Origin of the sequence: Acinetobacter sp. S4400-12 (assembly GCF_024129495.1) — a bacterium.
In the GTDB taxonomy this organism is placed as follows: Bacteria; Pseudomonadota; Gammaproteobacteria; order Pseudomonadales; family Moraxellaceae; genus Acinetobacter; species Acinetobacter lwoffii_C.
Genome location: NZ_JAMXYB010000009.1, coordinates 1 through 12,293, shown reverse-complemented (window position 1 = coordinate 12,293; position 12,293 = coordinate 1). Strand labels below are relative to the sequence as shown.

12 protein-coding genes are annotated in these 12,293 nt (G+C 45.6%); 9 read left to right on the top strand and 3 right to left on the bottom strand.

Annotated elements, in window-relative coordinates; all coding sequences use genetic code 11:
- Positions 1–92: 92 nt before the first annotated feature.
- The gene (locus tag NI461_RS05965) at positions 93–560 is read right to left on the bottom strand and encodes an Lrp/AsnC ligand binding domain-containing protein (protein WP_151205518.1); all 468 of its coding nucleotides are present in this window, start codon (positions 558–560) and stop codon (positions 93–95) included.
- Positions 561–700: 140 nt separating this feature from the next.
- Here NI461_RS05965 and NI461_RS05960 point away from each other — a divergent pair, with 140 nt between their 5' ends.
- From NI461_RS05960 to NI461_RS05945, 4 genes are all read left to right on the top strand, one after another.
- Positions 701–1,960, top strand: a complete 1,260-nt coding sequence (locus NI461_RS05960; RefSeq protein ID WP_174659404.1) for a D-amino acid dehydrogenase — start codon at positions 701–703, stop codon at positions 1,958–1,960.
- Positions 1,961–1,998: 38 nt separating this feature from the next.
- On the top strand, positions 1,999–3,117 hold the full coding sequence (alr, locus tag NI461_RS05955; protein WP_253152222.1) for an alanine racemase: 1,119 nt from the start codon (positions 1,999–2,001) through the stop codon (positions 3,115–3,117).
- 29 nt (positions 3,118–3,146) lie between these two features.
- Positions 3,147–3,509 carry a RidA family protein gene (locus NI461_RS05950; RefSeq protein ID WP_151205607.1) on the top strand — a complete coding sequence of 121 codons (363 nt, stop codon included), beginning with the start codon at positions 3,147–3,149 and terminating at the stop codon, positions 3,507–3,509.
- A 158-nt stretch (positions 3,510–3,667) separates the two neighbouring features.
- Positions 3,668–5,107 carry an amino acid permease gene (locus NI461_RS05945; RefSeq protein WP_253152224.1) on the top strand — a complete coding sequence of 480 codons (1,440 nt, stop codon included), beginning with the start codon at positions 3,668–3,670 and terminating at the stop codon, positions 5,105–5,107.
- A gap of 55 nt (positions 5,108–5,162) precedes the next feature.
- On the opposite strand, the gene hemJ is transcribed toward NI461_RS05945, so the two are convergent.
- Together hemJ and NI461_RS05935 are read right to left on the bottom strand one after the other, a co-directional pair.
- Positions 5,163–5,615: a protoporphyrinogen oxidase HemJ gene (gene hemJ, locus NI461_RS05940; protein ID WP_151205609.1), complete on the bottom strand. Its 453-nt coding sequence runs from the start codon at positions 5,613–5,615 to the stop codon at positions 5,163–5,165.
- Between the two features lie 23 nt (positions 5,616–5,638).
- Entirely contained in the window at positions 5,639–6,868 is a 1,230-nt protein-coding gene (locus tag NI461_RS05935; protein WP_253152226.1) for a beta-ketoacyl synthase N-terminal-like domain-containing protein, read from the bottom strand.
- A gap of 275 nt (positions 6,869–7,143) precedes the next feature.
- Between NI461_RS05935 and NI461_RS05930 the strand changes: the two genes are divergently transcribed.
- From NI461_RS05930 to NI461_RS05910, 5 genes are all read left to right on the top strand, one after another.
- Positions 7,144–8,670: an EcsC family protein gene (locus tag NI461_RS05930; protein ID WP_253156835.1), complete on the top strand. Its 1,527-nt coding sequence runs from the start codon at positions 7,144–7,146 to the stop codon at positions 8,668–8,670.
- A gap of 149 nt (positions 8,671–8,819) precedes the next feature.
- Positions 8,820–9,194 carry a 30S ribosomal protein S12 gene (gene rpsL, locus NI461_RS05925; RefSeq protein WP_002050319.1) on the top strand — a complete coding sequence of 125 codons (375 nt, stop codon included), beginning with the start codon at positions 8,820–8,822 and terminating at the stop codon, positions 9,192–9,194.
- Positions 9,195–9,373: 179 nt separating this feature from the next.
- Positions 9,374–9,844, top strand: a complete 471-nt coding sequence (gene rpsG, locus NI461_RS05920) for a 30S ribosomal protein S7 (protein ID WP_151203689.1) — start codon at positions 9,374–9,376, stop codon at positions 9,842–9,844.
- Positions 9,845–9,974: 130 nt separating this feature from the next.
- Positions 9,975–12,110, top strand: a complete 2,136-nt coding sequence (gene fusA / locus NI461_RS05915; RefSeq protein ID WP_151203691.1) for an elongation factor G — start codon at positions 9,975–9,977, stop codon at positions 12,108–12,110.
- Positions 12,111–12,203: 93 nt separating this feature from the next.
- Positions 12,204–12,293 (top strand): GTP-binding protein (locus NI461_RS05910; RefSeq protein WP_072292276.1); only part of this gene is annotated, 90 nt, incomplete at its 3' end.

Genomic DNA, 12,293 nt, shown 5'->3' with positions numbered 1-12,293 from the left:
CCGAATCCATTTTATTTAGATCAATATCTCATAGCAAAGCCTCGGATAGAGGCTTTGCTATTTTCAGGTTTTGGAAGAGTCTGAACAAGCGTTTAAAGTCCGACATCCAGATATAAACTTTCTTTTACTTCCTCCATCACAATATAGCTATGCGAAGATGCAGAAGAGGGTAATTTTTTGAGTAAATCGCCGAGTAGCCGACGGTACGCACTCATTTCTTTGAGACGCGCTTTGACCAGATAATCAAATTCACCTGAAATTAGATGACATTCCAGTACTTCCGGGATTTCGATTAAATCCCGCGCCACCTGATCAAAAACATCGCCAGATTTTGCAGAGAGCTTGATTTCCAGAAAAACCAGCAAGTTGCGCTCAACCTTTGCGGGATTTAAACGGGCGTAATATCCCATGATGATACCATCACGTTCCAGTCGTTTGACCCGTTCTGAACAGGGCGTTGTCGACAGGTTGACCCGGGCGGCCAGCTCACTAATGGCAATCCGTCCATCGTGTTGCAGGATGTCTAGAATCATGCGGTCTACCCGGTCCAGTTTACGCATTTGTTATTTCCTCTCTTTTTTAAATTCGCACGATAAAATTGGCTGATTCACTGGATTAATCCTCATAAAACAGTGAAATTCACTATTTAACCAAAAATATACTAGTGAAATAAACTATAAATGTCATTGAGGATCATGTCATGCGCGTTATTGTACTGGGTGGTGGAGTCATTGGAGTCACAAGTGCCTACTATCTTGCACAGCAGGGAGCAGAGGTCACTGTTCTTGATCGCCAGGCAGGGCCGGCTGAAGAGACCAGTTTTGGTAATGCCGGCCAGATTTCTCCAGGTTATTCGACGCCATGGGCCGCACCTGGTATTCCGTTTAAAGCTGTGCAGTGGATGTTTCAGCATCATGCACCGCTGGCCATTAATGTCGATGGCAGCTTGTGGCAGCTGAAATGGATGGCGCAAATGCTGAAAAACTGTAATGCCCAGCATTATGCCGTCAATAAAGAACGTATGGTGCGCGTGGCAGAATATAGCCGTGACTGTTTACGCAATTTGCGTCGTGATATCGGTATTTCTTATGAAAACCGCTCTAAAGGAACCTTACAGATCTTCCGTAAAGAGGCACAAGTAGAGGCAGTCCAGCGAGATATTGAAGTCCTGAAAGAAACGGGTGTTGAATTTGAGCTGCTAGACCGTGATGGACTGGCCAAGGTTGAACCTGCTCTGGCCGAAGCCAAGGACAAACTGGTGGGTGGTCTGCATTTGCCGAATGATGAGACTGGGGATTGCTACCTGTTTACCAATGCGCTTGCAAACTATGCCAAAGGTATGGGAGTTGAATTTCGCTTTAATCAGAATGTTGAAAAACTGATTGTGGAAGGGGATCAAATCAAAGGTGTTATGGTGAATGGCAAGGTGCTGACTGCTGACAAATATGTGCTGGCTTTTGGTAGTTATTCACGTGATTTCTTAAAACCATTGCATCTGGACTTACCGGTTTATCCGGTGAAAGGTTATTCACTGACCATTCCGATTGTGGATGCTGCTCATGCACCTGAATCGACAGTGCTGGATGAAACCTACAAGATTGCCCTGACCCGTTTTGATCAGCGTATCCGGGTGGGTGGTATGGCAGAACTGACCGGCTTTAATTTAGGCCTAAATGAAGATCGCCGTGCGACTCTGGAAATGGTGACTCGTGACCTGTTCCCGGGTGGAGACATGGAGCAGGCCAGTTTCTGGACTGGTTTACGTCCAATGACGCCGGACAGTACCCCGATTATTGGTGAAACCCGTTATAAAAACCTGTTCCTGAATACCGGACACGGAACTTTGGGCTGGACTATGGCATGTGGTTCAGGAAAGCTGATTAGTGATCTGGTGTTGGGTCAAACGCCTGAAATCAGTACTGAGGGCTTGTCGCTGAACCGTTATCAGCAGGCAGCTTAAGCAGTTTTTAAGGATTTTTGGATTCAGGGAAGCGAGTTATGCCACGTCCAATTCACGCGGTCATTCATCAACAGGCACTAAAACATAACCTGAAAGTCGCCCGTTCCTTTGCCGCCCAAAGTCAGGTCTTTGCCGTGGTTAAGGCAGATGCCTATGGGCACGGCATTGAGCGGGTATATCCGGCCTTGCAACAGGCGGATGGCTTTGCCTTTCTAGATATTGCTGAAGGCAAACGTCTCAGAGCCTTGGGCTGCGACAAACCGCTATTATTGCTCGAAGGTATCTTTGGTCTAGAAGATTTATTTGACTGTGCCAAGTATGCAATGGCCTTTGCCATTCATGCTCCGCATCAGCTGGAATGGCTTAAATCATTTGTCAGTCTGCAACCAGAAGCTCAGTTGGATGTATTTCTGAAAATGAATAGCGGCATGAACCGGCTCGGATTTCTGCCCGAACAATATGCCGCAGTATTTCAAGAACTGCAAAGCATCCGGCAGATACGCTCAATTAGCCATATGACACATTTCTCTGATGCCGATAGCATGCGTTTGGGCCGAGAGGGCACTGAACATCAGCAACTGGTTTTTGCTCAAACGACCCAAGGTCTGCCGGGCAAAATCTCGCTGAGCAATAGCGCAGCCATTCTCCGACATCAGCAGCTGCATTCAGATATCGTGCGTAGCGGCATTATGCTCTATGGCAGTTCACCGGACTATCCGGCGCATAGTATCGCGCACTGGAATTTGCAACCGGCCATGAGCCTACGCAGTGAACTGATTGCGGTGCAGCAGGTGCCACCCGGCAATACGATTGGCTATGGCTCCAGTTTTGTGGTCGAGCAGGAAATGCAGGTCGGAATTGTGGCCTGTGGCTATGCGGATGGTTATCAGCGCATTACCCAAACCGGAACTCCAGTTCTGGTCGATGGGATTAGAACCCGCACCTTGGGCCGGGTCAGTATGGATATGCTGGCTGTTGATCTGGGGCCTGTTCCGCAGGCACAGCCTGGAAGTGAAGTGGTGCTGTGGGGGCAGTCTGTTAAGGGGGCTGTTTTGCCCATTGATGAGGTGGCAGCAGGTTCAGGCACTGTAGGCTATGAACTTATGTGTGCTATCACAGCGCGGGTGCCTATCCAAATAGACGCCTGCAAATTTTAAAATATCAAATGCAAACCGAGGAGCAATTCATGACGGAACATGCAAATATTCAACGTTTAAACAGCAATCAGGTCATGAGTGCTGTGACCATTCATCAGCAGACAGTTTATCTGTCAGGCCAGGTACCGGACAGTACCCATCTTGATATTGAAGGTCAGACTAAAGAAGTGCTGGCCAAGATTGATCAGTTGCTGGAACTGGCAGGGACGGATAAAAGCCGTCTGTTGTCTGCACAGCTGTTTGTGAAAAATCTGGCGGATTTTCAACAGGTGAATGCGCTCTGGATTAACTGGATGGAAGGTTGTGGTACACCTGCGCGTGCCACCATTCAGGCCGATCTGGTTAATCCTGACTGGTTGATCGAGATTGCGGTGATCGCAGCTCAAGCCTAGATAGAACTATGGTTTTATATCGGTTAGTAAATAACTGCAGTACATTAGACAGGCTCAAGCTCACTCCTTTGGGGTGAGCAGCATTAACTCTTCAGTTCAGGATCGAATTTGAAGAGTTTTTTTGTAAGTCCTGTAGATGTTTAAAAGGATGTTCAGATATGAAAACACCTCCCCGTACTGACGCGACGCAAGCGTCTCCCCATGAGTTGCAACGTAAACTCTCCAACCGGCATCTACAATTAATTGCGATTGGTGGCGCCATTGGAACAGGCCTGTTTATGGGTTCTGGTAAAACCATTGCGCTAGCAGGCCCTTCAATTTTATTTATCTACATGATCATTGGGGCAATGTTTTTTTTTCTGATGCGCGCATTAGGGGAAATTCTGCTATCCAATCTGCACTATAAATCTTTTATTGATATGGCGCATGACCTGATTGGTCCGGGTGCCGGTTATTATATTGGCTGGTCTTACTGGCTGGGCTGGGTTTTGGTCGGTATTGCCGATCTGGCCGCGATTATCAATTATCTGAACTTCTGGTTGCCACCTGATATGGTCTTTACCCCTTTGGGGCAAGCGCTGATCAGTGCGGGTTGTGTACTCCTGGTACTTGGAATTAACTTGCTTACAGTCAAACTGTTTGGCGAAATTGAATTCTGGTTTGCCCTGATCAAGATTCTGGCTATTCTGGGTCTGATTGCCATCGGTGGCTATATGATCTTTAGTAATTTTCAGACACCTGATGGCTCGGTTGCCAGCTTGAGTAATGTCTGGGTACATGACGGTATGTTCCCGAAAGGAGCCATGGGCTTCCTGGCTGGCTTCCAGATTGCCATGTTTGCCTTTGTTGGGGTGGAGCTGTTAGGAACAATGGCGGCTGAAACCAAGGATCCTGAAAAGAATCTGCCGAAAGCCGTGAATGCAATCCCGACACGGATTATCCTGTTTTATGTACTGTCTTTACTGGTTATTATGTCAGTGACCCCGTGGGTAGAAATTCCAGCCGATCAAAGCCCATTTGTGACGCTGTTTCTGCATGCAGGTATTCCTGTTTCAGCGATTATCATGAACCTGGTAGTGCTGTCTTCGGTCATGTCTTCCATGAATAGTGGAGTATTTTCCACCAGTCGTATGCTGTTTGGTTTGGCACGTGGCGGACAGGCACCTCAGGGGCTGGCTGAGCTTTCCAAGCGTGCAGTTCCGGCTAAAGGCCTGCTATTTTCCTGTGGTTTTATTATGGCCGGTGCGGTATTTCAGTATTTTGTGCCGAATACCATGGAAGCCTTTACCTTAGCGAGTGCGCTCTGTGTCATTCTGTTTATCAGTATCTGGAGCCTGATCATGGTGTGTTATATCCGCTACCGCAAGCAGCAGCCGGAAAAGCATGAAGCGTCCAGCTTTAAAATGCCCGGTGGTATCTGGATGTCTTATATCGTGCTAATCTTTTTGTTCTTCGCGCTGGTCATTCTTAGCCTGGAACCGGATACCATGAAGGCACTCATGATTAGTCCGCTCTGGCTGATGATCTTATTTGCGACTTATCACCTGTTATACAAACCACGTGCACGCAAGCGTCAACAGCTACTCTCTGGAGAGTAACGGTTAAATAAAAAAATCCCCGAATGATCGGGGATTTTTTTATTTTGTTATGACATTAGAAGACGGGTTTAACCACCACCAGAATCACCACTGCAAATAGAATGAAGGTCGGCATTTCATTAAAAAAACGCCAAAATTTATGGGACTTGTAATGCGCATTTTTCATCAGTTGCTTGCGGTAATAACCACAAACCAGATGGTAAATCACCAGTAAGCCGACCAGACCCACTTTCAGGTAAAACCATAAGGCTTCATGATAGTGGCGCGTTGCATCGCCCCAATCTACCAAAAAGTGTGCGGTAATTAAGGTGGCGATCATTGCAGGCCACATAATGCCGCGGTACAGCTTGCGTTCCATGATCTGGAAGCGTTGATGGCTGATCGCATCTTCACTCATCGCATGGTAGACATAAAGCCGTGGTAAGTAGAACAGGGCAGCGAACCAGCATACCACAGCAATAATATGTAATGCTTTTACCCACAAGAAAGCATCAGAAGGAGCATCCATCAAGTCACCCTATTTGGGGCAGCTTAACCTTCCCATTTCTTGAGAACGAGACAGGCATTTACGCCGCCGAAACCGAAACTATTACTCATCACAGTATTCAGTTTTGCATCACGTTTTTCAAGTACGATATCAAATGGTTTTGCGCCTTCATCCAGTTCAGTCACGTTGATGTTTGGTGCAATAAAATCGTTCTGCATCATCAGAACTGAGTAAATGGCTTCCTGAACACCCGCTGCACCTAAGCTATGACCGGTCATAGATTTAGTTGAACTCAGTGGGGGAACCTGACCTTCACCAAATGCACGCTCCATTGCTTTAAGTTCGGTCACGTCACCCGCTGGCGTCGAAGTACCATGTGTATTCACATAGTCAATTTTATCGACACCATGTTGCTTGGCTTCTTCCAGTGCCATCAGGATACAGCGTGTTGCACCTTCACCACTTGGGGCAACCATATCCGCGCCATCAGAGTTAGCCGCATACGCCACCACTTCTGCCAGAATGTTGGCACCACGCGCCTGCGCATGTTCCAGAGACTCAAGCACTACGAAACCGCCACCGCCAGCAATGACGAAGCCGTCACGGTCTGCCGAGTACGGACGTGAAGCCGTTTCAGGTGTGTCGTTATATTTAGAGCACAGCGCACCCATTGCATCAAACAGCAAGCTTTGTGACCAGTGATCTTCTTCACCGCCGCCAGCCAGCATCAGGTCCTGTTTGCCCAGCTGAATCAGGTTGTACGCATAACCAATGGCATCGGCAGAGGTTGCACATGCGCTGGTGATTGAATGTGCCACACCTTGAAGTTTTAGAGCCACGCCCACGTTTGCTGTAATCGTATTGGACATGTTGCGTGGTACGAAGAACGGACCAACTTTACGTGCGCCTTTTTCTTCCAGCAGTTTAACCATTTCTACAACAGATGCCGTCGAGTTGCCACCAGAACCGCCTGCAATACCATAACGCGGATTATTGGCCAGGTCTTCCTGTTTTAAGCCTGCATGTTCAACTGCTGCGATAGCCGTGTTATAAGCATACATGGCGCAGACGCCCATAAAGCGTTTCAGTTTACGGTCGATTCCATCGAAATTCTGTTCAGCAGCTGCACTGACATGGCTTTTAAAATTCAGTTCGGCATAAGTCGGGTTAAAACGTGTTCCTGAAATCCCGTTTTGTAAAGAATGGTTTACATCCTCTAATGTATTACCGATGCACGAGTTAATACCCATACCAGTGATGACAACACGTTTCATCTACAGATCCTTATAGTTTATCTCTGGGTCAGAGGGAGATATTTGGCCTTGTAAAAACAGCGAAATATGGCGCTGACACCTGTTTCACGATGGTGAACATCATAGCAGAAAGGTTTTTGAAATCTTATGGCAAATGTTATGCCGTGTGACAGTGAATTGAGTGCATAAAGTGCTGGGTGGGGCTTTTACCAAATGAAACAGAATAAGGTTGAGATAAATGCTGACTACACCTAGTATTTATACCAAATACAAGCACGTGCATGCTGAGGTGGAAAATGGGAAATGCTAATAATAAATCATCTAATGGTCTGATTTCGAATGCGTTTGGAGTGGCGAAAAAGTTCAGCTCAACAGGATTGGATCTGTTACATCATGTCGCACCTGATTCGGTTACTAAAGTCGGTAAAGTTTTAAATAATAATTCTATAATTGAGGGTTCAGCCAAAGTGAAAAGTCCGTTTACAGCAAAAAAATATGAAAATCCAAAGCAGATGTTGCGTGAGCATCTCCCGAATGTTTCCCGTCAGTTATTGGGCCGTCGCTTTAATACCGTCAATAACGTGGCACATTTTGTTTCTCCGCAGCTTACTGAAAAAGTATCGGATTATTTCTTTGATCATTTAAATCATTTCAGTAACCAGATGAGTTCAGTTGATGCCATTCTGGATGAAGCAGGTGCACGAGAGCTGGAAGAGCTGACTCAGGACATAGACCGCTCAAAGCGTCTTTCTCAGGCTTTTGGCGAACAGAATAAATGGATTGCTACGCTACAGGGTGCAGTGACTGGTACCACAGGTGTCGTGGGAACGGCAATTGATATTCCCGCGTCGTTATTACTGGCTTTACGTACCATTTATCAGGTGGGCCGTTCTTATGGTTTCGACCTGAGTAAAGAAGATGACCAAGAAATCGTTCAGCATATTTTTAAACAGATTGATCTCAGCCTGATTGCAGAAAAACAGACCTTGCTGCTTGGTCTGAAAGCCATCAGCAATACCCTTAAAACTCATGATCTCTCTCAATTACAGAACATGCTGGGCTCGGATAATGATATCGAAGCTCTGAAAAAATGGCTCAGTAAAGAAGATGGCAGCATGAAATGGGACTGGATGAACCATATGTCGAAGTTTTCTATTCTAGAGCAGTTAACTAAGCTGACTCCACTGGCTAGTGCGGGAATTGGTGCAGTATATAGCCATCGTTTTGTGGATGATGTGAATCAAAAAGCTCAGGACGTTTTCTCGCATGCACGTCAGTATCTGTTACAGCATCAGGATGCCAGTTTATCGCCATATTCAGCTTATGAAAAAGCGATGAGTCTGTTAGAGCAGGCTGCACCGAAATTACTGGAAAAAAATGATGCGGAGGAGGTTGCTCCTGCCCCAGACAAGCCAGTTTTAGACAAAGAAATTACGCTTGAAGGAAATGATCATATCACTCAGGTGAAGCTGGTTAAAAAACAACAACAGGATTTGAGCCCTGAAGATGCTGAAGTGAAAGAAGATGAAAAAGTCAGAGAAGGGCTGGATAAACTAACAGATCAATTGGTTGAGCCGGTAGCAGATAAACACATGCAGCGGCCTGCAATTCCTAAAGATGCTTTTGATGCGGATGCCGCCTTGGACGAAGAGTTGGGCCTGCCATCAGAAAATACTGAAAGTATTGAAACTGTTACTACAGCAGAAAATATCGATGCGGCGGAACAGAAGGATCAGGCAGTGGAGGCTGAGCAGCCGCAAGCTACCGAGAAAGCTGAAGATGTTACAAAAAATACCGCTAAAAAATCAAAAAACAAGCAGTAAATGATGCTGTAATGAATAGTGTAAGTCTTGAACTTATCGGACTTTGTCTGGCACAGATATATTGACCGATTTTCCATCTTGACTTACAATTGCATGCCCTCAAAAAGTAGTAGTTTTTTGGGGCTTTTTATTAACGGGAGAATTGCCACATGGCAACAACAAATCAGTTGATCCGCAAGGGTCGTACGACTTTAGTTGAAAAATCTAAAGTTCCTGCGTTAAAGGCTTGTCCACAACGCCGTGGTGTTTGTACACGTGTTTACACAACTACACCTAAAAAACCTAACTCAGCAATGCGTAAAGTTTGCCGTGTTCGCTTAACTTCAGGTTTTGAGGTTTCTAGCTACATCGGTGGTGAAGGCCATAACCTACAAGAGCACAGTGTTGTTCTGATCCGTGGTGGTCGTGTTAAAGATTTACCAGGTGTACGTTACCATACTGTTCGTGGTTCTTTAGACTGTGCTGGTGTTAAAGATCGTAACCAGTCTCGCTCTAAATACGGTACTAAACGTCCTAAGAAATAATTGTTTAAGAACAATTTTCTAAGACTGTAGAACTGTAATCCTTTATCGTCTCGCTTGTCTGATTTCTTCATTTAATTTTGTGAAAATTCAAGCGACGTGTAGTAAGGCCAGCGAATGCACATGACACTTTGTGCTACTGCTGGATTAACCTGAAGTGTCATATATATAGGTAGTTTAAAATGCCAAGACGTCGCGTAGTTGCTGCTCGTGAAATCCTTCCGGATCCTAAGTTCAGCAGCCAAACAATCGCTAAATTCATGAACCACGTAATGCAAGATGGTAAAAAATCTATTGCTGAAAGTATCGTTTACGGTGCTTTAGAACGCGTTCAAGAAAAATCTAAAGTAGACCCAGTTGAGTTTTTTGAAGCTACGCTTGAAAAAGTTCGTCCTATGGTCGAAGTAAAAGCACGCCGTGTTGGTGGTGCTACTTATCAAGTTCCTATGGAAGTACGCCCATCCCGTCGTACTGCTCTAGCGATGCGTTGGTTGGTAGATGCTGCTGCTAAGCGTTCTGAAAAAACTATGGCTTTACGTCTTGCTGGCGAGTTGCTTGATGCATCTGAAGGCAAAGGCGCAGCGGTTAAAAAACGTGAAGATGTGCATCGTATGGCTGAAGCCAACAAAGCCTTCTCTCACTACCGTTTCTAAGCACATAAAACAGGCCCTAATCAGGAAGATGACAACATTGCTTTCACGCAATTGTCATCAAAGCGCTTTAAGTTGCTAGCAGCTTAAAGCGTCCTGTTTTAAACAACAAAATTTAGGAATGCTAGAAATCATGGCACGTCAAACCCCAATTTCTCGTTACCGTAACATTGGTATTTCTGCGCACATCGACGCAGGTAAAACAACTACCTCTGAACGTATTTTGTTCTATACAGGTGAGAGCCACAAACTAGGTGAAACTCACGAAGGTTCAGCAACGACTGACTGGATGGAACAAGAGCAAGAACGTGGTATTACCATTACCTCAGCAGCTGTAACATGCTTCTGGAAAGGTATGGCTAACCAGTTCGACCAACACCGTATTAACGTAATTGACACCCCGGGACACGTTGACTTCACGATTGAAGTTGAGCGTTCTATGCGTGTTCTTGACGGTGCGTGTATGGTTTACTGTGCTGTAGGTGGTGTACAGCCTCAGTCTGAAACTGTATGGCGTCAAGCAAACAAATATGGCGTTCCACGTCTTGCATTTATCAACAAGATGGACCGTACTGGCGCGAACTTCTTCCGCGTTATCGAGCAAATGAAAACTCGTCTTGGTGCGAATCCAGTGCCAGTCGTTGTTCCAGTGGGCGCAGAAGAAAACTTCACTGGTGTTGTTGACTTGATCGAAATGAAGTCAATCATCTGGGATGAAGCTTCTCAAGGTATGAAGTTTGAATACGGCGAGATTCCTGCTGAACTTCAGGCGACTGCTGAAGAGTGGCGTACGAACATGGTCGAAGCTGCTGCTGAAGCATCAGAAGAACTCATGGATAAATACCTGGAAGAAGGTGATCTTTCTAAAGAAGACATCGTTGCAGGTTTACGTACTCGTACATTAGCTTGTGAAATTCAACCGGCAATGTGTGGTTCAGCATTCAAAAACAAAGGTGTTCAACGTATGTTGGACGCGGTGATTGAATTCTTGCCAGCACCGACTGACGTTGCAGCGATTAAGGGTATCCTTAACGACAAAGACGAAACTGAAGCGTCTCGTGAAGCGTCTGATGATGCACCGTTCTCTGCGCTTGCGTTCAAAATCATGAACGACAAATTCGTAGGTAACTTAACCTTCGTACGTGTTTACTCTGGTGTTCTAAAAGCGGGTAGCCCGTGTTATAACCCGGTGAAAATGAAGCGTGAACGTGTAGGCCGTATCGTACAGATGCACGCAAACGATCGTCAGGATATCGAAGAAATTCGTGCAGGCGATATCGCAGCGTGTGTAGGTCTTAAAGATACAACGACTGGTGATACGCTGTGTGATGAAAATGCAGTAATTACACTTGAGCGTATGGAATTCCCAGAGCCAGTAATTGCACTTGCAGTTGAGCCTAAAACTAAAGCTGACCAAGAAAAAATGTCTGTTGCTTTAGGCCGTTTGGCAAAAGAAGATCCATCATTCCGTGTACGTACTGATGAAGAATCTGGCCAAACCATTATTGCTGGTATGGGTGAGCTTCACCTGGACATTATTGTTGACCGTATGAAGCGTGAATTTGGTGTGGAAGCAAACATTGGTAAACCAATGGTTTCTTACCGTGAAACGATCAAAAAATCGGTTGAACAAGAAGGTAAATTCGTACGTCAAACTGGTGGTAAAGGTAAATTCGGTCACGTATACGTACGTTTAGAACCGCTTGCTGAAGATGCTGGTAAAGATTACGAATTCGCTGAAGAAGTTGTAGGTGGTGTAGTACCTAAAGAGTTCTTCGGTGCGGTTGACAAAGGTATCCAAGAACGTATGAAGAATGGTGTCCTTGCTGGTTATCCAGTAGTTGGCATCAAAGCGACATTGTTCGACGGTTCTTACCACGATGTCGACTCTGACGAATTGTCGTTCAAAATGGCAGGTTCTTATGCCTTCCGTGATGGTTTCATGAAAGCGGATCCTATCCTTCTTGAGCCAATCATGAAAGTTGAAGTAGAAACGCCAGAAGACTATATGGGCGATATCATGGGTGACCTTAACCGTCGTCGTGGTATGGTTCAAGGTATGGACGATCTGCCTGGCGGTACTAAAGCCATTCGCGCTGAAGTTCCACTGGCTGAGATGTTTGGTTACGCAACTCAAATGCGCTCTATGTCTCAAGGTCGTGCGACTTACTCTATGGAATTTTCTAAATATGCTGAAACTCCACGTAACGTGGCGGAAGGCATTATTGCTAAATTCCAGTCTGGCGGTAAAAAAGGTGACGACGAGTAATCTTTGGATTACTATAAGCCCAAACTAATTTATAGTTAAAAACCAAGTGCTCATGCAGCGATCCTGCATGAGTAATTCAAAAAGGAAGATCTCATGGCTAAGGCTAAGTTTGAACGTAATAAGCCACACGTTAACGTGGGCACAATCGGTCACGTTGACCATGGTAAAACAACTTTAACAGCT